The 20,792-nt window shown below is 72.0% G+C and carries 20 protein-coding genes; 15 read left to right on the top strand and 5 right to left on the bottom strand.

All coding sequences use genetic code 11. The features are described from left to right. Nucleotides 1–1,025, bottom strand: a 1,025-nt coding sequence (locus ACWDVW_RS27405) for an acyl-CoA dehydrogenase family protein (protein WP_449954345.1), incomplete at its 3' end; no start/stop codon positions are given. 89 nt (nt 1,026–1,114) lie between these two features. On the opposite strand from ACWDVW_RS27405, the gene ACWDVW_RS27400 reads away from it, so the two are divergent. Next, nucleotides 1,115–1,591, top strand: coding sequence for a MaoC family dehydratase (locus ACWDVW_RS27400; RefSeq protein WP_449954342.1), 477 nt, complete (start codon nt 1,115–1,117; stop codon nt 1,589–1,591). A 52-nt stretch (nt 1,592–1,643) separates the two neighbouring features. Here ACWDVW_RS27400 and ACWDVW_RS27395 read toward each other — a convergent pair whose 3' ends face one another. From ACWDVW_RS27395 to ACWDVW_RS27385, 3 genes are read right to left on the bottom strand one after another with little or no spacing between them, the layout of a single operon-like run. Further along, nucleotides 1,644–2,159, bottom strand: coding sequence for a flavin reductase family protein (locus tag ACWDVW_RS27395; RefSeq protein WP_449954339.1), 516 nt, complete (start codon nt 2,157–2,159; stop codon nt 1,644–1,646). Next, on the bottom strand, nt 2,156–2,971 hold the full coding sequence (locus ACWDVW_RS27390; RefSeq protein WP_449954337.1) for a VOC family protein: 816 nt from the start codon (nt 2,969–2,971) through the stop codon (nt 2,156–2,158). Before ACWDVW_RS27390 ends, ACWDVW_RS27395 begins: the two co-directional genes overlap by 4 nt. Next, nucleotides 2,968–3,705 carry an enoyl-CoA hydratase/isomerase family protein gene (locus ACWDVW_RS27385; protein ID WP_449954334.1) on the bottom strand — a complete coding sequence of 246 codons (738 nt, stop codon included), beginning with the start codon at nt 3,703–3,705 and terminating at the stop codon, nt 2,968–2,970. Before ACWDVW_RS27385 ends, ACWDVW_RS27390 begins: the two co-directional genes overlap by 4 nt. Nucleotides 3,706–3,898: 193 nt before the next feature. On the opposite strand from ACWDVW_RS27385, the gene ACWDVW_RS27380 reads away from it, so the two are divergent. The 11 genes from ACWDVW_RS27380 to ACWDVW_RS27330 are packed head-to-tail and all read left to right on the top strand — an operon-like array spanning nt 3,899 to nt 15,955. Continuing rightward, nucleotides 3,899–5,422: an ABC transporter substrate-binding protein gene (locus ACWDVW_RS27380; protein WP_449954332.1), complete on the top strand. Its 1,524-nt coding sequence runs from the start codon at nt 3,899–3,901 to the stop codon at nt 5,420–5,422. A 2-nt stretch (nt 5,423–5,424) separates the two neighbouring features. Next, nucleotides 5,425–6,267, top strand: a complete 843-nt coding sequence (locus ACWDVW_RS27375) for an ABC transporter ATP-binding protein (protein ID WP_449954329.1) — start codon at nt 5,425–5,427, stop codon at nt 6,265–6,267. Further along, nucleotides 6,264–7,187, top strand: coding sequence for an ABC transporter permease (locus ACWDVW_RS27370; RefSeq protein ID WP_396748173.1), 924 nt, complete (start codon nt 6,264–6,266; stop codon nt 7,185–7,187). Before ACWDVW_RS27375 ends, ACWDVW_RS27370 begins: the two co-directional genes overlap by 4 nt. Before the next feature lie 5 nt (nt 7,188–7,192). Further along, the gene (locus ACWDVW_RS27365) at nt 7,193–8,080 is read left to right on the top strand and encodes an ABC transporter permease (protein ID WP_350697097.1); all 888 of its coding nucleotides are present in this window, start codon (nt 7,193–7,195) and stop codon (nt 8,078–8,080) included. After that, a complete protein-coding gene (locus ACWDVW_RS27360) occupies nt 8,077–8,868 on the top strand; it encodes an ABC transporter ATP-binding protein (RefSeq protein WP_350697096.1) in 792 nt (263 codons plus the stop codon). Before ACWDVW_RS27365 ends, ACWDVW_RS27360 begins: the two co-directional genes overlap by 4 nt. Then, nucleotides 8,859–10,289, top strand: coding sequence for a zinc ribbon domain-containing protein (locus ACWDVW_RS27355; protein ID WP_449954325.1), 1,431 nt, complete (start codon nt 8,859–8,861; stop codon nt 10,287–10,289). The genes ACWDVW_RS27360 and ACWDVW_RS27355 overlap by 10 nt, the downstream gene beginning before the upstream one ends. Next, complete coding sequence (locus ACWDVW_RS27350; RefSeq protein WP_396748181.1) at nt 10,279–11,463, top strand: acetyl-CoA acetyltransferase; 1,185 nt, start codon at nt 10,279–10,281, stop codon at nt 11,461–11,463. Before ACWDVW_RS27355 ends, ACWDVW_RS27350 begins: the two co-directional genes overlap by 11 nt. After that, nucleotides 11,460–12,383 carry an SDR family NAD(P)-dependent oxidoreductase gene (locus tag ACWDVW_RS27345; RefSeq protein WP_449954322.1) on the top strand — a complete coding sequence of 308 codons (924 nt, stop codon included), beginning with the start codon at nt 11,460–11,462 and terminating at the stop codon, nt 12,381–12,383. The genes ACWDVW_RS27350 and ACWDVW_RS27345 overlap by 4 nt, the downstream gene beginning before the upstream one ends. Nucleotide 12,384: 1 nt before the next feature. Beyond that, nucleotides 12,385–12,879 (top strand): VOC family protein, encoded by a 495-nt coding sequence (locus ACWDVW_RS27340; protein WP_449954319.1) that lies wholly within the window; start codon nt 12,385–12,387, stop codon nt 12,877–12,879. Then, the gene (locus ACWDVW_RS27335; protein WP_449954316.1) at nt 12,879–14,402 is read left to right on the top strand and encodes a class I adenylate-forming enzyme family protein; all 1,524 of its coding nucleotides are present in this window, start codon (nt 12,879–12,881) and stop codon (nt 14,400–14,402) included. Before ACWDVW_RS27340 ends, ACWDVW_RS27335 begins: the two co-directional genes overlap by 1 nt. Next, nucleotides 14,399–15,955: a class I adenylate-forming enzyme family protein gene (locus tag ACWDVW_RS27330; RefSeq protein ID WP_449954313.1), complete on the top strand. Its 1,557-nt coding sequence runs from the start codon at nt 14,399–14,401 to the stop codon at nt 15,953–15,955. Before ACWDVW_RS27335 ends, ACWDVW_RS27330 begins: the two co-directional genes overlap by 4 nt. A gap of 3 nt (nt 15,956–15,958) precedes the next feature. Here ACWDVW_RS27330 and ACWDVW_RS27325 read toward each other — a convergent pair whose 3' ends face one another. Continuing rightward, complete coding sequence (locus ACWDVW_RS27325; RefSeq protein WP_449954310.1) at nt 15,959–16,942, bottom strand: MBL fold metallo-hydrolase; 984 nt, start codon at nt 16,940–16,942, stop codon at nt 15,959–15,961. Nucleotides 16,943–17,012: 70 nt separating this feature from the next. Here ACWDVW_RS27325 and ACWDVW_RS27320 point away from each other — a divergent pair, with 70 nt between their 5' ends. Genes ACWDVW_RS27320 through ACWDVW_RS27310 form a run of 3 tightly spaced genes read left to right on the top strand, consistent with a single transcriptional unit; the run spans nt 17,013 to nt 20,784 of the window. Next, nucleotides 17,013–18,560: an AMP-binding protein gene (locus tag ACWDVW_RS27320; RefSeq protein WP_449954307.1), complete on the top strand. Its 1,548-nt coding sequence runs from the start codon at nt 17,013–17,015 to the stop codon at nt 18,558–18,560. A gap of 30 nt (nt 18,561–18,590) precedes the next feature. After that, a complete protein-coding gene (locus ACWDVW_RS27315; RefSeq protein WP_449954304.1) occupies nt 18,591–19,742 on the top strand; it encodes an acyl-CoA dehydrogenase family protein in 1,152 nt (383 codons plus the stop codon). Between the two features lie 13 nt (nt 19,743–19,755). Further along, nucleotides 19,756–20,784, top strand: coding sequence for an acyl-CoA dehydrogenase family protein (locus ACWDVW_RS27310; RefSeq protein WP_449954301.1), 1,029 nt, complete (start codon nt 19,756–19,758; stop codon nt 20,782–20,784). The last annotated feature ends 8 nt before the right edge of the window (nt 20,785–20,792 follow it).

The following is a 20,792-nucleotide window of genomic DNA, read 5'->3' as shown; positions in this document are numbered from 1 at the left end:
CCGAGCAACTGCACCGCGTCGGTGGTGATCTCCATGGCGGCGTCCGAGGCGAAGCACTTCGCCGCCGCACCGAAGTACGTCAGGTCGGCGTCACCACGCTCGGACCTGCCGGCCGCCGCGTACGTGAGCTGCCGGGCCGCCTCCAACTTCATGCCCATGTCGGCGAGCATGAACTGCACACCCTGGAACTCGGCGACGGCCTTACCGAACTGCTTGCGCTCGGCCACGTACCCCTTGGCGTAGTCCAGCGCGCCCTGCGCGATACCGAGCGCCTGCGCCGCGATGGTGACCCGGGTGTGGTCCAGGGTCTTCATCGCCGTGCCGAACCCGGTCCCCTCGGCGCCGATGATCCGGTCCGCCGGGATGCGGACGTTGTCCAGGTAGACCTCGCGGGTCGGCGACCCCTTGATGCCCAGCTTCTTCTCCGGCGCACCGAAGCTGACCCCGGGATCGGAGCGTTCCACCAGGAACGCGGAGATGCCCCGCGAACGGGCGTTCGGGTCGGTCACCGCGAAGACCGTGTAGTACTCGCTCAGGCCGGCGTTGGTGATCCAGCGCTTCACGCCGTTGAGGACCCAGGTGTCGCCGTCGCGCTCGGCGCGGGTGCGCATCCCGGCCGCGTCGCTGCCGGCCTCCGGTTCGGACAGGCAGTACGAGAACATCGCCTCGCCCCGGGCGACCGGGGGCAGGTACCGCTGCTTGAGGTGGTCGTCGGCGGCGAGCAGCAACGGCATGGTGCCGAGCTTGTTGCCGGCCGGGATCAGCGACGAGGTGGCGCAGGCCCGGGCGACCTCCTCGATGACGATCGCGGTGGCCAGCGCGTCGGCACCGGCGCCGCCGTACTCGACGGGGATGTGCGGGGCGTGGAAGTCGGCCGCGCGCAGGGCGTCGTAGGAGGCCTGCGGGAACTCGGCGTTCTCGTCGGCGGCGGCGGCGTGCGGGGCGACCCGGTGGTCGCAGACCGCCCGGACGGCATCGCGAACGGCCTCGTGCTCCTCGGGCAGTTGGTACGCGGAAAACGCCACGGAGAACCTCCTCGTCCTGAACCCTGGCGGGAGCATACCATCCGGTCGGTATGCTTCATCTCCCGTCGTCCCACGAATGGAGCCGCCCGATGCGTACCGCCTCCCGCACCATCGCGCCCACCCCGGCCGACCTGCTCGACCTCGTCGGACGGGAGCTGGGTGCCAGTGAGCCGCAGGTGGTCACCCAGGACGAGGTCGACCGCTTCGCCGACGTGACGAAGGACCACCAGTGGATCCACGTCGACGTGGAGCGGGCCCGCTCCGGCCCGTTCGGCACGACGATCGTGCACGGATTCCTCACCCTGGCCCTCGTCCCGCGTCTGCTCGCGGACATCCTGGAGGTCACGACGTTCTCGATGGGCGTCAACTACGGGCTGGACCGGGTCCGGTTCGTCAAGCCGCTGCCGCCGGGCGTGCCGATCCAGGGCACCGCGACGCTGCTCGCCGCCGAGCCGATCGCCGGGGTGCAGGGCGGCGTCCAGGCCAAGGCGTCGGTGGTGGTGGAGTTCGCCGAGGACTCCACCACCTGCTGCGTGGCGGAGATCCTCTTCCGCTACCTGCCGTGACGGTGGTGGCCGCCGGGCGTACCGGCGGTCACTCTCCCGGCGTCTCGGCGGGTCACTCTCCCGGCGTGCTCGACGGTGCGACGAACCGTCCCCGGTAGAACGACAACGCCGGGACGGTCGTCGGCTTCAGGTGCACGTGGTCCACGTCGAGCAGGATGATCACGTGGTCGCCGCTGGTGATCGCCGTGTCGCGACGCCCGGCCAGGACCGCCGGCGTGCCCGGCAGCAGCGGCACCCCGTCCGGCCCGGGCACCCAGGACACGCCGTCGAGCTTGTCCGCCCCGGACAGCCCGGAGGTGGCGAACCGGCGGGCCACGTCCTCCTGCTCCTGGCTGAGGATGTGGATCGCGATCCGGGCCGAGTCCATCAGCACCGGGAAGCTCGACGAGGAGCTGGTGACGCAGAACAGCACCTTGGGGGGCCGCAGCGAGACCGAGGTGAAGGAGTTCACGGTCAGTGCGGCGACGGTGCCGTCACCGGTCACCGCGGTCACCGCCGTGACGCCGGTGGGGAAGTGTCCGCACACCTGGCGGAACTCGGCGGAGTCGAACAGGGGCTCGGCCGTCATCGGGTCACCGCCGGGTCGGAGGAGGGATGGGGGCGTAGTCCGCCTTCGAGCTGGATCAGGCAGAGGGTGTGCCCGCCGGGATCCTTCACCAGGTGCAGGCGTCCGTGCGGGCTGTCGACCGGGCCCACGGTGGGCGTACCGCCCAGCCCGACGACCTGGCGCAGCGCCTCGTCCAGGGAGGCGACCGCGAAGTAGGTGATCCACTTCGACGGGATCAGGTTCGGCCAGTCGTTGTCGAGGGCGAGCACGCCGGCGACCGGCACGTCGTCGAGCATCAGCAGGCTGTACGGGCGGGCGGTGGGGGAGTCGCCGTGCCGTTGGGTGGTGTAGCCGAACAGCGACCGGTAGTAGGCCACCGCGCGGTCCGGCTCCCCGGTGTCCAGTTCGTTCCAGCAGAGCGCGCCGACCGAGTTCAGCATCTGCACACCGGCCCGGGACTCGCCCTGATAGAGGCCGAACGCGGCGCCGAACGGGTCGATGACGGCGGCACCGGTCCCGGCGGCGGGGAGGTAGCGCGGCGGGGTCACCAACTCGCCGCCGAGCTCGACCGCCTGCGCGGCGGACCGGTGGATGTCGTGGACCGCGAAGTAGGCGATCCAGCCCCGGGGTCGGCCGCCGTGCAGGGCGGTGGCGTCGGAGATGCCGGCCACGTCGCGGCCGTCCAGGCTGCACATCCGGTACGTGGTGGTGCCGAGCCGCTCGGTCCGCACGGTCCAGCCGAACAGCGTGCGGTAGAACTCCTCGGCCTGCTCCGGGTGCGGGGTGCACAGCTCCACCCAGACGGCCTCGCCGGGCCGGAACGGTTGACTCATCCGGATGCCTCCCGGGTGCTCAGCCCCGCCACGATGGTGCCGGCGGAGATCTCGTAGGCCCGGTCTGGTCTGCCGGTCTCCAGGCTCGACTCGACGACCTGGACGACCGCGCGCACCGTCCGGGCCGGCACGGTGCGCAGCGTGTCGACGAGGGCGTCCACCGCCCGGTCGACGTCGTCGTCGGGTACCACCTGCGCGACCAGGCCCCAGGTGAGCAGGTCCCGGGCGGTGGCCGTCGCGGCGCCGGTCAGCAGGTGGTAGGCGTGCGGCCGGGGCACGGACCGGGCGATGGTGTGGCCGACTCCGGCGGGGGCGAAGCCGAACCGGGCCTCCGGGAGGGAGAGTCGGACGCCCTCGCCGGCGACCGGCAGGTGGATCGCGCTGAGCAGGCCGGCACCGAATCCGACGACCTGCCCCCGGACGGCGGCGACCACGGGCACGGGGAGTCGCCGGACGCGGTGCAGGGCGGCGTCGCTGTCCCGCAGGCCGTCCGCGACCGTCGCGGCGGTCGCGTCGCGGAGTCGTCCGAACGCCGAGGTGTCCCAGCCGCCGCAGAAGTGCCGGCCGGCCATGTCGAGGTGGATGACGGCGCACGCCTCGTCGGCCGCCACGGTCTCCAGGGTGTCCACGAGATCGCGGAGCGTCGTGTCGTCGAGACAGTTGCCCCGGGCGCTGTTGTCGAACCGCACCCGGGCGACGTGGCCGTCGCGTTCGTGGGTGAGTGTGGGAGTCACCCTCGGCATAATACGTACCGGTCGGTATGAAGGCAATGTCCGGGCCTGACCTGCCCATGTGACGTGATTGTCATGAACGAGATACCCGCTCGACCCGTTGACTTGATACCGGCTGGTCGGTACTTTGTGGCGAACGTCACCGCCGCGTCACGCGGGGGTACGACGGGTCCATCCCCTGTGAAGGACAGCCATGATGATCATGAAATCCTCGCACTCACGGCGCACAGTGGCGCTCGCCACGGCGCTGACGCTCGCCGGCATCGGCCTGACCGCCTGCGGCGACTCCGACTCGTCGGACTCCGGCGCGTCGGACTCGACGCCCATCCGGGCGCTGCTCGCGGCCCAACCGGCCACCCTCGATCCCATCGTCGGCGCACGGTCCGGTCAGATCGTCTGGGCCACCATGCTCGAGACGCTGATCGGCACCGACGACAACCTCGGCCCGGCCGACACCAGCCTGCTCACCAGCTGGACCCGCACCGACGCGACCACCTGGACCTTCACCGTCCGGCCCGACGTCAGCTTCAGCAACGGCGAGAAGGCCGACGCGGCGGCGGTCGCGAACACCATCACCCTCACCCGGGACAGCGAGGCGTCACAGCTGAAGTCCTACTTCGGCAACGTCACCTCGATCGAGGCTCCGGACGCCGGCACGGTCGTGCTGAAGACCAAGGCTCCGCAGTACAACATCCCGGACCTGCTCACCACGGTCTACCTCGTGCCCCCGAAGTACTACGAGGAGAAGGGCTCGGACGGCTTCGCCGCCGCCCCGGTCGGCACCGGCCCGTACGTGTGGGCGGGCGCCAACGCCGGACGCGACATGTCGGTGACGCCCAACCCCGACTACTGGGGGACGGCACCGAGCAACCAGGGCATCACCTTCACCTGGGCCAACGAGGCCGCCCAGCGGCTCGCCCTGATCCAGAGCAAGAGCGTCGACATCGCCTTCGACCTCCCGCCGGCCCAGGCGTCCGCCGCCAAGGCGGCCAACGTCGAGGTGGTCAGCACCGAGACCGCCATGAAGATCATCGCCTTCCTGGACTCGACCAAGGCCCCGTTCGACAAGCCCGAGCTGCGTGAGGCGGCGGCCCTGTCCATCGACCGCGACGCGATCGTGCGCGGCATCTTCGACGGCCAGGCGGTCGCCGACGCCGGACTGCTCAACGTCCGGCCCGGCGAGCAGCCGGCGCAGAGCGTCACCCCGAACCTGGACCGGGCCAAGCAACTGGTCGGCTCCGGCGGCCCGACCGTGCAGATCACCTACCCGGCCGCGCAGTACACCAACATCGAGGAGGTCGCGCAGGCCGTGGGCGGCAGCCTGGAGCAGGCCGGCTTCAAGGTCAACTACGAACCGCTCGACTACGGCACGCTCGTCAAGCGCGTCATCGGCCGCCAGGTGCCCGGCATCGCGATCTTCGCCGGGGTGCCGAACGTGGCCGTGCCGGACTTCTTCGCCAGCGGCTTCATGAAGACCCAGTCGATCACCGGCAACTGCCCCGACCCGCGCTTCGACGAGATGGCCCAGGACGCGCTGGAGCAGGACGACGCCGACCAGGCCGCTCCGATCTACGAGCAGCTCAACACCATGGGCGTCGTGGAGAAGCACTGCTACGTGCCGCTGTACCGGCAGGTGTTCAACTACGCGACCGCTCCCGGCGTCACCGGCGTCGAGTTCGGTCCCCTGAACACCGTGGACTTCACGAAGACGACCCGCTGACGATGTCCGAGGCAGTGGAGACGGGGATGCCGGGCGACACCCGGCATCCCTGCACCCCGGAGGCGGACGTGCCCGTACTGGCGGTCGACGACCTCGTCGTCGAGCACCGCAACCGCAGCACGGGGGAGGTGTTCCGCGCGGTGGACCAGGTGTCGTTGCGCATCGCGGCCGGAGAGAGCGTCGCCGTCGTCGGCGAGTCCGGCTCCGGCAAGACGACGCTGGCGATGGCCGCGACCGGGCTCGGGCCACGCGGCACGGGCGACATCCGGCTGCTCGGCCACTCGCTCGCCTCGATCGGGCGCGGACAACTGCGCCGGCTGCGCCCCGAGGTGCAGGTGGTCTTCCAGGACCCGCACGGCTCCCTCGACCCCCGCCAGTCCGTCCGCTCCGGGCTGCGGGAACTGCGTACCCTGCAACCCCGCCGCACGTCCTGGATCACCGACGCCGACCTGCTCGGCCGGGTCCGGCTCGCGCCGGAGATCCTCGACCGGTTCCCGCACCAGCTCTCCGGCGGCCAGGCGCAGCGGGTCTGCATCGCCCGCGCGCTGCTGATGCGTCCCCGGCTCATCGTCGCCGACGAACCGACCTCCGGGCTCGACGTCTCCGTCCAGGCCGACGTGCTGGCCCTGCTCCGGGAGATCCGGACGACCACCGGCGCCGCGCTGCTGATGATCAGCCACGACCTGGCCGTGGTCCGCGCCGTCTGCGACACCGTGCACGTCATGTTCCGTGGCCAGGTGGTCGAGGCGGGACCCTGCGAGACGGTCTTCGTGACACCGCGACACGACTACACGCGCGAACTGCTCGCCGCGATGCCCGGCGCGCGATGGAGGAACCGCCGATGAAGGCCAGCACCGTACGCCGGATCGGCGTCCGCCTCGCGTCGCTGTTCGCGTCACTGCTCATCGCGCTCAGCCTGGCGTTCGCCCTCGGTCGGCTCTCCGGCGACCCGACCACGATGATCCTCGGGCCGATGGCGCCGCCCGAGCAACGCGAGGCGCTGCGCGCCGAACTCGGGCTCGACCAACCGCTCGTGGTGCAGTACCTCAACTACCTCAAGGGCGTCTTCACCGGCGACCTCGGGCAGTCGCTGCAGTTCTACCAGGCCAACACCGCCATGATCGCCGACCGGCTGCCGTACACCCTGCAACTGGTCGCCGCCGGCATGGCCCTCGCCATGCTCGTCGGCATCCCGCTGGGCGTGCTCGCGGCCACCCGGGAGGGCACCTGGTGGGACCGGGCCGCCTCCACGCTGGCCCTGCTCGGCCAGTCCGTGCCGGTCTTCTGGTTCGGCATGATGCTGGTGGTGCTCTTCGCGGTGAACCTCGGCTGGCTACCCGCCGGGCAGTCCGGCAGCCTCCGGCACCTGGTGCTGCCCGCCCTCACCATGTCGGTCTACCCGATGGCACACATCGCCCGGCTGACCCGGGCCTCGATGAGCGAGGCGCTGGCCGAGCCGTACGTCGACGCCGCGCGGGCCCGGGGCATCGCCGGGCACCGGGTGGTCTGGCGACACGCGTTCAAGAACGCCATGATGCCGATCCTGACCATCGTCGTCCTGCAGACCGGCATCCTGCTCTCCGGCGCGGTCGCCGTCGAGTACGTCTACTCCTGGCCCGGCCTCGGGCAACTCGCGTTGCAGGCCATCCAGTTCCGTGACTTCCCGCTGGTGCAGGCGATCGTGGTGTTCGGCGCCCTGGTCTTCGTCCTGCTCAACCTGCTCGTCGACGTCCTCCACTCGATCGTCGACCCGAGGGTGAGGTGAGTGCCGTGAGCCAACTCGAACTCGACCCGGTCACCGCGCCGGTGCCGCCGGCACGCACCGCCCGGCGTGCGCGTACCTCGGTGTTCTGGCTGTCCCTGCCGCTGGCCGTGGTCGCCGTGCTGGTGTTCGTCCTGCCGTTGACCGGGTTGCTGCCCGAGCGCGGGCAGAACCTGGACGCGACCCGTCAACCGCCCGGCTTCCTCGACGGCGGAAGCTGGGCCCATCCGCTCGGCACCGACAAGCTCGGCCAGGACCTGCTGACCCAGTTCGTCAACGCCGGCCAGCTCACGATCATGATCGGCCTGGTCGGCGCGCTGGTCGCCATCGGCCCCGGCACGCTGCTGGGCGTGCTGGCCGGCTACTTCCGGGGCTGGGTCGACCGGGTCATCTCGATCCTCATCGACGCGCAGCTCGCCCTGCCGTTCATCCTGGTCGCCCTCGCGATCATCTCGAACCGGGGCAGCTCGCTGCCGGTGCTGTTCCTGGTGCTGGCGCTCACCGGCTGGGCGGTCTGCGCCCGGGTCACCCGCTCGGCCACCCTGGCCGTACGGGAACGCCAGTTCGTGATCGGGCTGCGCGCCGCCGGCGCCTCGGAGGCCCGGATCGTCTTCCGGCACGTCCTGCCCAACCTCGCCGGGACCATCGTCGCGCTCGGCACGCTCCAGGTCGGCACCGCGATCCTGATCGAGAGCGCGTTGAGCTTCCTCGGCCTGGGGGTCGGACCGGCGCGGGCGAGCTGGGGCTCGATGCTCGCCTCCGGTCAGGACGAGCTGAGCCAGGCCTGGTGGCTCGCGTTCTTCCCCGGCCTCGCCATCACCCTGCTGGTGCTGCTGGTCAACCTGCTCGGCGACGCGCTGCTCACCCACCACGACCCACGGAAGAGGCGCCGATGACCGACCTGCTGACCATCAGCGGTCTCTCCGTCACCGCCCGGCTCGCCACCGACGACCTGCGGCTGCTCGACGCCGTCGACCTCGAGGTCCGGGGCGGCCAGATCGTCGGGGTGGTCGGCGAGTCCGGCAGTGGCAAGACCACCCTGGCCCGCTGCGTCGTCGGGCTGCTGGAACGCAACGTCCGGGTCGAGCAGGGCTCCGTCACGCTCGCCGGTGACGTGGTGGTGGCCCCCGGGGTGGACCGCACCGGACGGGTCCGGGGCAGCGCCGTGGGCATGGTGTTCCAGGACGCGTCGCGCTCGCTGAACCCGCTGATGAAGGTCCGTGTCCACCTCGCCGAGGTACTGCGTCGACACGTCCCCGGCATCACCCGGGCCGAGATCGAACGCCGCTCGGTGCAGGTGCTGGAACAGATGCGCATCACCGACCCCACCCGGGTGCTGGACAGCTATCCCCACCAGCTCTCCGGCGGATTGAAGCAGCGCGTCGCCATCGGCCTCGCCGTGGTCACCCGCCCCTCGCTGGTGATCGCCGACGAGTGCACCACCGCCCTCGACGTCACCACCCAGACCAAGGTCGTCGAGCTGTTCCGCACCCTGGTCGACGAACTCGGCATCGGCCTGCTGTTCGTCACCCACGACCTGATGCTCGCCAGCGACCTGTGCGACCGCATCGCGGTGATGAGCGGGGGACGGGTCGTCGAGGAGGGAGACGCCGAACGCGTACTGGACCGGCCGGAGCAGGACTACACACGGCGACTGCTCGCCGCCATCCCCTCGTGGAGCTGAAGGAGAACCCGGCACCCATGCACGAGCAGCACGGCATCGACGCGTACGCGGCATACGTTCCGGCGTACGCGCTCGACGACAACAGGATCGACGCGACCGGGCCGCCCCGCACCGGTGGGCCGGTACGCGGCGTCGCCGCCTTCGACGAGGACAGCATCACCATGGCCGTCGAGGCGCTGCGGCACATCGCCGCCGGTGCCCCGACCGACCGGCACCTGCTGCTGGCCACCACGAGCGCGCCCTACCAGGGGAAGACCTCCGCCACCGTGGTGCACGAGGCGGTCGGCCTGGACCCCGGGATCAGCGCGGTGGACCTGCACGGGCACCGGTCCGGCGCGGTCGCGCTCGACACGGTCCTGCGGTCCGGCGCGGTGGCCGCCCTCGCCGACGTACGGACCACCCGCCCGGGTGCGCCCGACGAACTGGCCCAGGGCGACGCCGCCGCCGCGTACGTCGGTGGCGGCACCCGCGCCGCCGTCCTGCTCGCCCGCGCCGGCCGGACCGTGGAGCTGCTGGAACGGTGGCGGCTGCCGGGGGAGCGGCACGACCGGGTCTGGGACGAGCGGTTCACCGCGGAGGTCCTCGCCGAGGCGGGACTCGACGTGGCCCGACGGGCCCTGGCCGAGGCGGGCCGCGACGGCGTCGACCACGTGGTCGTATCGTCGTCGAACGCCCGGTGCGCGGCGGTGCTGCGGCGCGCGCTCGGCGGCGCGGGTCAGGACGCGGCGGTCGAGCGGCTCACCGGCTTCACCGGCGCCGCCCACCTGGGCCTGCTGCTCGCCGCGACGCTGGACGAGGCGGAACCCGGCCAGCACATCCTGCTGCTGTCGGTCACCGAGGGCGCCGACGCGTTCGTCCTGCGGGTGGGCGACCAGGTCCGCGCGGCGCGCGGCGGGCTGTCCGTCCGGGCCCAGCTCGACGCGCGGCACCGCCTCGGCTACGGCCGCTACCTGCGCTGGCGAGGACTGCTGGACGTGCAGGGCCCGGCCCGGCCGGCGGCACCGGCACCGGCGGCCCCGCCGATGCACCGCCGCGCCGGCTGGAAGTACCGGCTGGAGGGCAGCCGCTGCACCGCCTGCGACACGGTCACCACGCCGCCCAGCCGCGTCTGCGCCCGCTGCGGCGTCGTCGCCGCCTCGGCGGAGCCCACCACCACGGTCTCCCTGCGCGACCGCACCGCCCAGGTCGTCTCGTCGACTCGGGACCACCTGACGACCATGCCGGAACCGGAGGTGGCGATCGTCGTGGCCGACGTGGCCGGCGGTGGCCGGCTCAGCGCGTACGCGACCGACGTCGACCCCGCCGACGTGGTCGTCGGGATGTCGATGACGCCCACCTTCCGGCGACTGTGGACCACCGACGCGATCCACAACTACTTCTGGAAACTCCGCCCGAGGAAGGACACCCTCGATGGCCAGTAGGCGATTGGCCCACGACGTCGCGATCGTGGCGATGGGCTGCACCCCGTTCCGGGACCACTGGCACTCCTCCGCCGACGACCTGCTGGTCGACGCGGTCCGCGAGTGCGTGGCGTCCCAGCCCCGCCTGACCCTCGACGACGTCGACGCGTTCTGGGTCGGCACCCAGGGCTCGGGCATGTCCGGGCAGACGCTGGCCCGCCCGTTGCGGCTGGTCGGCAAGCCCGTCACCCGAGTGGAGAACTACTGCGCCACCGGCTCGGAGGCGTTGCGCAACGCCGCGTTCGCGGTGGCCTCCGGCGCGTACGACATGGTGATGGCGACCGGTGTGGAGAAGCTGAAGGACTCGTCGTACTCCGGCCTGTCGGCGGTCTTCCCACCGGCCGACGGCACCGACGTCGACTGGACCGCGCCGGCCGGGTTCTCCCTGCTCGCGCCCGCCTACCAGCGCGCGTACGGGGTCGACGCCCGGGACATGCGCAGCGCCCTGACGAAGGTCGCGACGAAGAACCACGCCAACGGCGCGTTGAACGAGCGCGCCCAGTTCCGCAAGGCGGTCTCTGCCGAAGCCGTGGAGCGTTCGCCCCGGATCGCCGGGGACCTCGGCGTGCTGGACTGCTCCGGCGTCTCCGACGGCGCGGCGGCGGCGGTGCTGGTCCGCGCCGAGGACGCCTACCGGTACACCGACAAGCCGATCTTCCTGCGCGGGATGGGGTTCGTCGCCGGCTCCGGGGCCGGGCTCGCCGCCGACGGCTACGACTTCACCACCTTCCCCGAGGTGGTCGAGGCGGCGCGGCAGGCGTACGAGCAGGCGGGGATCACCGACCCGGCCACCGAGATCTCGCTGGCCGAGGTGCACGACTGTTTCACGCCCACGGAGGTGGTGTTGATGGAGGACCTGGGATTCTCGGCGAGGGGCAAGGGCTGGCGGGACATCCTCGACGGCCGGTACGACCTTGGCGGCGCGCTGCCGGTCAACACCGACGGCGGGCTGAAGTCGTTCGGCCACCCGATCGGCGCCACCGGGCTGCGGATGGTCTTCGAGTGCTTCACCCAGCTGCGCGGTGAGGCCGGTGCGCGGCAGGTGCCCGACGCCCGGGTGGCGGTCGCCCAGAACCTCGGCGGCCAGCCGGGTTCCTGCGTGGCGTTCGTCGCGGTCCTGGGGAGCGAGCGATGAGCCGGGTCAGCCTGGACGGCCGGGTGGTCATCGTCACCGGCGCGGGCAACGGCATCGGCCGGGCGCACGCCCACACGCTCGCCGCACGCGGCGCCAAGGTGGTCGTCAACGACCTCGGCGGCGCGGTCGACGGCTCGGGCTCCTCCGGCGCCGCGCAGACGGTGGTCGACGAGATCCAGGCGGCCGGTGGCACCGCCGTCGCGTCCACCGACTCGGTGGCCACCGCGGCGGGCGGCGCCGACCTGGTCGGCCGCGCCATCGACGCGTACGGGCGGGTGGACGCCGTCATCCACAACGCCGGCATCCTGCGTGACCGCACCCTGGCCAAGATGGCCGAGGAGGACGTCAGCGCCGTCCTGGACGTGCATCTGGCCGGCGCGTTCCACGTGCTGCGGTCCGCCTGGCCGCACCTGATCGGGCAGGGCTATGGCCGGATCGTGCTGACCAGCTCGTCGTCCGGGCTGTTCGGCAACTTCGGGCAGGCCAACTACGGCGCGGCCAAGGCCGGCCTGATCGGCCTGATGAACGTGCTCGCGTTGGAGGGCGCCCGCCGGGGCGTCCTGGTCAACGCCATCGCCCCCACCGCCGCGACCCGGATGACCGAGAACCTGCTCGGCGACCTGACCGACCGGTTCGACCCGCAGCACGTCGCGGCGGTGGCCACCTTCCTCGCCTCCGAACAGTGCCAGCTCAACCGGCACATCCTCACCGTCGGCGGCGGCCGGGTCGGGCGGATCTTCCTGGGCGTCACGCCTGGCTGGTACGGCGGCGTCGCACCGGCCTCGCCTGACGACATCCTCGACTCGATCGACGACATCTGCCGGCTGGACGACTTCATCGTGCCGGACAGCGGCGCCGACGAGGTCGCCCTGATCCAGCAGGCCCTGTCCGGCCCGTCGGACCGTACGGAAGGCGAGTGACATGCCGGTCAGCGAAGTGCACCACGTGGCGGTGACCGTCTCCGACGTCGACCGGGCCGCCGACTTCTACGAGCAGGCGCTCGGTTACCGCCGGACGCTGCGTACCGACGTCGGCGGGCCGGGGATCGAGGTGTCGCTGGGACTGCCCGCCGGCACCACCGGTCGGGTGCAGTACCTCCAGGGGCCGAGCCAGATCGGTCAGCTCGAACTCATCGAGTGGAACGGCACCCCGACCCGGACCGCCACCGGCGGGCACCTGGAACTGGGCCCCTTCCTGCTCAGCTTCGCTGTGCCGGTGGACGAGATGGAGGAGTTGCACGCCCGGCTCGTCGCGCTCGGCGCCGAGTGTCTGACCCCGCCGAACCGGGTGCTGCTGGAGAACTACGGGTACATCACCGCGTTCGCGGCCCGCGACCTCGACGGCAACCTGTTGGAGTTCGTGTCGCTGCCGTCGCGGGAGGAGATCCTCGCCCAACGGCGGGAGGCGGACGGCTGATGGCCGGCAGCAACTTCTCGCTGACGCTGCGTCGGCAGGCCCTGCGCCGGGCCGACCGGGAGGCCCTGGTCGACGGTGCGGCCCGCTGGACGTACGCCGAGCTGGATTCCGACGTCGACCGGCACGCGGCGGCGTTGCTCGCGGCCGGGCTGCGCCCCGGTGAACTGGTCGGCGTGCTGGGGCGCAACACCGCCACGTACGTCCTCGAACTGCTCGCCCTGAGCCGGATCGGCGCGGTCTCGGTGCCGCTGAACTGGCGGTTGCACCCGAACGAGCAGGCGTACGTCATCGACCAGGCCGGCATCACCGCGCTGCTCTACGACGACGACTTCGCCGACGACGCGGGTCGGCTGCTGGCCGGTACCGGCCTGCGGACCGCCGTGGCCAACGGCGACCGGGTGGTCGGCGACGCCCGACGGCTGGCCGCGCTGCTGGCCGGGCAACCGGCGGGCGTGCGGGTCCCGGACGTGGCCAAGGAGCCGGGCGACGTGCACCGCCTGCTCTACACCTCCGGCACCACGGCCCGCCCCAAGGGCGTCATCCACACCTACGGCAACCTGACCGCCAACCACCTCGCCCAACTGCTCGAACTGGAACTCACCCCGCAGGACCGGATCCTGGTCTCCGCGCCGCTGTTCCACGTCAGCGGTCTGGAGGCACCCGGCCTGGCCACCTTCGTGGCGGGCGCGACGATGGTGCTGACGCCGACGTTCAAAGCGGCCGACATCGCCCGCGTCGCCGCCGAGGAACGCGTCACCGGCATGGTCCTCGCCGCCCAGATCCTCTTCGGCATGCTCGACCTTCCCGAGCCGCCGGACCTGCGGTCCCTGCGCTACCTGCTGTTCGCCGGGGTGGCGCCGAGCGTGCGGCAGGAGGTGAAGCGGCGGCTGCCGCACGTGCGGCTGGTCGACACGTTCGGCATGACCGAGCTGTGCAACGGCGCCTGCTACCTCGACGCCGCCCACGAGCAGAGCAAGCTCGGCGCGCTCGGCGCACCGTTCCCGGGCGTCCGGATCGAGATCGTCGACGAGCGGTTCCAGCCGGTGCCCCCGGGTGTCGAGGGCGAGATCGTGGTCCGTGGCGAGAAGGTCTCGCCCGGCTACTGGAACGACGACGAGGCCAACCGGCGGACCCGCCGCGACGGCTGGTTCCTCACCGGCGACGTGGGCCGGATCGACGCCGACGGCTACCTGTGGTTCGTCGACCGGCGCGCCGACCTGATCAAGTCCGGTGGGGAGAACATCGCCAGCGCCGAGATCGAGCGGGTCCTGGCGCAGCATCCCGACGTCGCCGAGGTCGCCGTCATCGGCGTACCGGACCCGACGTGGGACGAGGTGCCGAAGGCGTTCGTCATCCTGCGCGACGGCGCCACCGTCTCCGGTGAGGACCTGCGCGAGCACTGCCGGGCCGAACTGGCCCGGTACAAGGTCCCGAAGTACGTGCAGGTGGTCACCGCGCTGCCGCGCAACGACTCCGGCAAGGTGCTCAAGAAGGGGCTGCGCGAGATGGAGGCGGCCCGGTGAGTACCGCCAACCTGGCCGCCATGCTCAGCCGCAACGCGCGGCGCTTCGGCGACGACGACGCGCTGGTCTTCGAGGGACGACGGTGGACCCACCGGCAGCTCGACCAGGACGTCAACGCCCTCGCGGCCGGTCTCGCCGCCGAGGGGCTGGGCCGGGACGACCGGATCGCGATCGTGGCGAACAACGTTCCCGAGTTCCTCATCCTGTCGTTGGCGGCGGCGAAGCTCGGCGCGGTCTTCGTGCCGCTGAACTACCGGCTGACCCCCGGCGAGATCGAACGGCTGCTCGGGCACGCCGACGTGTGCGCGGTCGCGACCGTCCCCGAGTTCGCCGGGCTGACCGACCTGGCCACCGCCCGCCTGCCACAGGTACGCCGGTTCGCGCTGGAACCGATCGGCGACGGCTGGACCGACCTGCGGGCGCTGATCGAGGCCCATCGTGGCGCCCGGGTGCCCGACGCCGACCTCGATCCGGACGCCCTGCAACGGATCGTCTACACCTCCGGCACCACCAGCCTGCCCAAGGGCGTGCTGCTCACCCACGGCAACGTGAACATGAACATGCACGCCCAGATCGTCGAACTCGGGCTGCGGGCGGGCGATCGGATCCTCAACTTCGCGCCGCTCTACCACGTCGGCGGCACCGACCTGCCCGGGTACGGCATCTGGCACGTCGGCGGCTGCATGGTGCTCCAGCGGCGCTTCGCCCCGGCGGCCGTGCGGGAGGCGATCGGCACCGAGCGGATCACCGGGATGGTGATGGCCGCGACGATGCTCGACATGCTTCGGCGTGAGAGCGAGAGCGCGGTGGACGCCGACCTGTCCTCGGTGCGCTGGGTCATCTACTCCCAGGTGAGCGCGGCCCTGTACGCGGTGGCGCGCACCCTGTTCCCGAACGCGCGGCTGATCGAGGGGTACGGGCTCACCGAGACGTGCAGCGGGCTGACCTATCTGGACGCGGCCCACGCGCAGAGCAAGCAGGGCTCGGTCGGCATCCCGGCGCCGTGGGTCCAGGTGCGGGTGGTCGACGCGAACGGCGACGACGTGCCGGTGGGGGAGAACGGCGAGGTGATCGCGCGCGGGCCGAAGGTGAGCCCCGGCTATCTCGACGACCCGGAGGCGACCCGTGCCGCCTTCCGCGACGGCTGGTTCCACACCGGCGACGTGGGCTGCTTCGACGCCGACGGCTACCTCTACATCCGGGACCGTCTCAAGGACATGATCCGCAGCGGCGGGGAGAACATGTCCAGCGCCGAGATCGAGAACGTGCTGGCCGGCCATCCGCTGGTGCTGGCCGTCTCGGTGGTGGCGGCACCGCACCCGGTGTGGATGGAGGTGCCGGTGGCCTTCGTAGTGGGTCGCCCTGGGCTGGACGCCGAGGAGTTGATCGCGTACGCCCGGGAGCGGCTCGGCGGGTTCAAGGTGCCCAAGGAGGTCTACCTGGTGACCGAGCTGCCCACCAACCCGTCCGGCAAGGTGCTCAAGCGCAGTCTGCGGGAGCTGCGGCCGACGTTGCGGCCGGACTGGACGTACGGCGACTCGCGGTCCGGCTGAGCCTCACTCGTCGGTGCCGGTCGCCGTCCGCAGCAGGGCGAGGGCGTGCACGAGGTGGAAGCGGCGGGTGCCCCGACCCAACTCGTCCCACGGCTTCTGCCAGGTCATCCGCCGGGCCAGCGTCCACGCGTCGTCGCCGATGACGGTCAGGTCCCGCACCGTGTCCACCTCGTCGTGGTGGTACGCGCTCAGCTCATCGACCCGGGCGGCGACGTCGCGGTAGGGGAACTGGTGGGCCGGGCAGGCCACCGCCGCGTCGAGCGCGCGGATGCGCGCCAGGCTGCGGAACAGGTCGGCGGCGGGGTCGTCCTCGGGGCGGCTGACGATCGCGAGCTGGGTGGGGCCCTCGGCCATCATGGTGTCGCCGGTGAAGACCAGTCCCCGGGCGTCGAGATAGACGGTGTGACCGTAGGTGTGCCCCGGGGTGGGTACGGCGCGCACGGTCACGTCGCCGAAGTGGAACTCGGTCTCGTCGGTGACGGTCACGTCCGGCCGCAGGTTCTCGTGGTGCACGGCGACGTCGACGGCGTCGGCGTACATCGACTCGACCACGTCGACGGGGGCGCCGGTGAGGTCGAGCGCGGCGCGCAGTTGGGCGAGGAACGTGCCCCGGGTGCGGTGCATGGTGGCGAAGTCGTCGGGTCGGCCGATCACGATCCGGGCCCCGGCGACCGTCTGGAGCCGGGCGGCGAAGCCGACGTGGTCGGGGTGGTTGTGGGTGAGCAGGACGGTGGTGATCGCCTCGACCCGGTGCCCGAGGGACTCCACGGACTGCGTGAACGCACGCCAGCAGGCCGGGTGGTCGTAGCCGGCGTCGACGAGGACGAGCCCGTCGGCGGTCTCCAGGAGATAGACCGTGACGTAGCGCAGGGCGCTGCCGGGCAGGGGGACGGGCACGGCCCAGACACCGTCCACGACCTGGGCGGGTGCGGGCACCTCACGGGCGCGGTAGCTGGCGGCGTGGGCGTCGATCGCGGGTATGGACATCGTCGCTCGGCTCCCTTACGGTGGGACAACACAACATACCGGATGGTCGGAATTTAACTCAAGGAGTCCGATGAGCGAGGAGCGGACCGGCTTTCGGCTGTGGGCGACCGCAGCACCCGACCTGTGCGCGGTCGTCACCCCTGACGACCGCCGGATCTCCTACGGGGAACTGTTCGCCGAGGTGAACCGGATCTCGCACGGCCTGCGCACCCGGGCCGGGCTGGAGGTCGGCGACACCGTGGCCGCGGTCATGACCAACAGCGCCGGGATGATCGCGCTCTACCTCGCGGCGATGCAGTCCGGCCTGTATCTGGTCACGCTCAACTACCACCTCACCGAGCCGGAGATCGCGTACGTCCTGGCCGACAGCGGCGCCAAGGTGGTGGTCGGTTCGGCGCGCGTCGAGCAGGTCGTCGTCTCCGCCGCCGAGGCCGCACCCGGCATCCAGGTCTTCGTCGACGGCACCCCGCAGACCGACCGGGCCCGGCCGCTGTCGGCGCTCACGGACGGGATGCCGGCGGTGAGTCCGGAGCAGGTCCCCGCAGGGTCGCTGATGATGTACACCTCGGGCACCACCGGCCGCCCCAAGGGCGTCAAGCGGCCGCTGAGCGGCATCGACGCCGACGCCGGGGCGCTGACCTACCGGTGGCTGTTCGCCGAGTTCGGCATGGAACGCCCGGCCTTCGCGTCCTGGCTGGTCTCCGCGCCGATGTACCACTCCGCCAACATCACCCCGGCGATGGGCGCGCTGCACGCCGGCGGCACCATGGTGCTGATGGACGGCTGGACGCCGGAGGGCTTCCTGCGACGCGTCCAGGAGCAGCGGGTCACCGGCACCAGCATGGTGCCCACCCACTTCTATCGGCTGCTGCAACTGCCCGAGTCGGTACGCGACGACTACGACGTCTCCTCGCTGCGCTACGTACTGCACGGCGCGGCACCCTGCCCGCTGGAGGTCAAGCAGCGGATCATGGACTGGTTCGGGCCGGTGGTCTACGAGTACTACGGCTCCACCGAGGTCGGCACCACCATCGCCCGCCCGCACGAGTGGCTCGCGCATCCCGGCACGGTCGGCCGCCCGGCCTCCATCTCCACCCTGCGGATCCTCGACGAGCAGGGCGAGGAGGTGCCGGTGGGACAGACCGGCATCGTGTACATGCGCCAGGGCGAGGACCGGGTCGAGTACCACAACGACCCCGGCAAGACCGAGGGCGCCCGCCGCGACGGCCTGATGACCGTCTGGGACGTCGGCCACGTCGACGCCGACGGGTTCCTCTACATCACCGGTCGGGCGTCCGAGCTGATCCTGGTCGGCGGCGTGAACGTCTACCCGGCCGAGATCGAGGCGGCGCTGCTGGCCCACGAGTGGGTCGCCGACGCCGGGGTCATCGGCGTACCCGACCCGGAGTTCGGCGAGGTGCCGCAGGCACACGTGGTCCTGCGCGGCGACGCGCCCGAGGGTGACGCCGCCGTCAACGAGCTGCGCCGCTACCTCGCCGACCGACTGGCCAAGCCGAAGCGCCCGGTCTCCTACCTGGTGCGCGACGCGCTGCCGCGCGATCCCAACGGCAAGCTCTACAAGGCCCGGCTGCGACGTCCCCGTGAGGTGACCGCATGACCGGACGGTACGACACGAGGGGAGGGACGGATGGACTTCGATGACAGCGCGTCCGACCTGGCGTTCCGGCGCGAGGTCGGCGCCTGGCTGGACGAGGCGCTGCGCGACGTCCCCGACCAGGAGGAGTTGTCGCAGGACGAGCGCGAGCACTGGTCGCGGGTGTGGCAGGACCGGCTCTGTGCCGGCAACTGGGCCGGCCTGTCCTGGCCGGTCGCGCACGGCGGCCGGGGGCTGGACTCGTTGGCGCAGGCCGTCTTCAACGAGGAGGCCGCGGTACGCGGGGCGCCGTACCCGCTCAACGGGGTCGGCATGATGCTCGCCGGACCGACCGTCATCGCGCACGGCACCGACGAGCAGCAGGCCCGGCACCTGCCCGGCATCCTGCGCGGCGAGGAGTACTGGTGCCAGGGCTTCAGCGAGCCCGGCGCCGGGTCCGACCTGGCCGGTCTGCGGACCGCCGCGACGAAGGTGGACGGGGGGTGGCTGATCAACGGCGCCAAGATCTGGACGTCGAACGCGCACAACGCCTCCCGGTGCCTGCTGCTGGCCCGCACCGACGCCGACGCGCCCAAGCACCAGGGGATCACCTACTTCCTCGCCCCGATGGACGGGTTCACCGTCCGGCCGCTGACGATGATCAACGGGGACACCGAGTTCAACGAGATGTTCCTCGACGACGTCTTCGTCCCCGACGCCGACGTGCTCGGCGGGGTCGGCAACGGCTGGCGGGTGGCCCTGACCACGCTCGCCTTCGAGCGCGGCAGCATGGCGCTGAACCTGTGGGTGTGGGCCCGCCAGGCGGTGGACCGGGTCGTCGACCTCGGGATCGCGCGCGGGGTCGCCGACGACAGTGCCTTCGTCGACGCGGTCGGCGCGTTGCAGTGCGACGCCGAGGCGGTGCGGATCGGGTCGATGCGGATGCTCGGCGAGAGCCGCGCCGGGGGAGTGCCCGGACCGGAGACCTCGGCCCTCAAGAGCCTCTGGGCCGGGGTGGTGCAGCGCGCCAACCGTCTCGCCGTGCAACTCGACGACGCGGGCGGGGTGCTGGTCGACGGCGACGGCGCCGCCGCCCGGATGCGCCGCTACCTGCGCGCCCGTGCCCACACCATCGAGGGCGGCACGGAGGAGGTCCAGAAATCGATCCTGGCGGAGCGGGTGCTGAACCTGCCCCGCTCACGCTGAGCGGAGTCATCGCGTGCGGGCAACTTTCACCCAGGAACAGCAGGACATCGCCAAGACCGTCGGCGCGCTGGCCGACGCGGAACGGGCCACCGGCGGGCTGCCGACGCACTGGCAGGCCCCGGCCGGGGACGCGACGCTGTTGCGGGACTTCGGGCTCCTCGGGGTGCCGGAGCAGGTCGGCGGCATCGGGTCGAGCCTGATCGACCTGCTCGTCGCCGTCGAGGCGCTCGGCGAACGGCTCGTCGCGAGCCGGTTCCCGGCGCACGCCGCGGCGGTGCAACTGCTCTGCGGCAGCGGGCACGGTACGCCGCTGCCGGACGACGTGCTCGACGGCAGTCGGGTGCTGACCCCGGCGGTGGACGTCCCGGGGGACACCGCGCGGGCCGACCAGGTGTCGACCCGGACGCTGGTACGCACCCTGGTGCCGTACGCGGCGCAGGCCGACGCGGTGGTCGCGCTGGGTGCCGCCGAGGGGGTGTGGACCAGCCGCCCGGTCGAGGTGACCGCGCGCGAGTCGGTCGACCCGTCGGTGCCGCTGTCGGAGGTCACGCTGCCCGATCCGCAGGAGATCGTGCCGGCCGGCACCGGGGCGGCCCGCGCCACGCTGGTGGTCGCCGCCGAACTCTGCGGTGTCGCGCAGGGCGCCATCGAACTGGCCGCCGAGCAGGCGCGTACCCGTCAGCAGTTCGGGCGGGTGATCGGCTCGTTCCAGGGCGTCGCTTTTCAACTCGCCGAGGCGGCCACGGCCCGCAAGGCCGCCTGGGACCTGACCCTCTACGCCGCCTGGGCGGTCGACAACGGACGCCCGGACGCCGAGATCCAGGTGCACGCGGCCAAGGCGGCGGCCGGGACGGCGGCGGTCTTCGCCGCCGAGCGGTGCATCCAGGTGCACGGCGGCATGGGCATCACCATGGAGGCGGTGCCGCACCTGTTCCTGCGCCGGGCCCTGGTGCTCGACGCCCGATTCGGTCGCGGTTCCTGGCACCGCCGCCGTGCCGGCGAGCTGCGGATCGCCTCTCGACGTTCGTCGCAACCCCACTGACCTGCGAA

Source organism: Micromonospora sp. NPDC003241 (genome assembly GCF_053589795.1).
The sequence above is the reverse complement of the archived record's forward strand: the minus strand, read 5'-3'. Positions and strand labels throughout refer to the sequence as shown.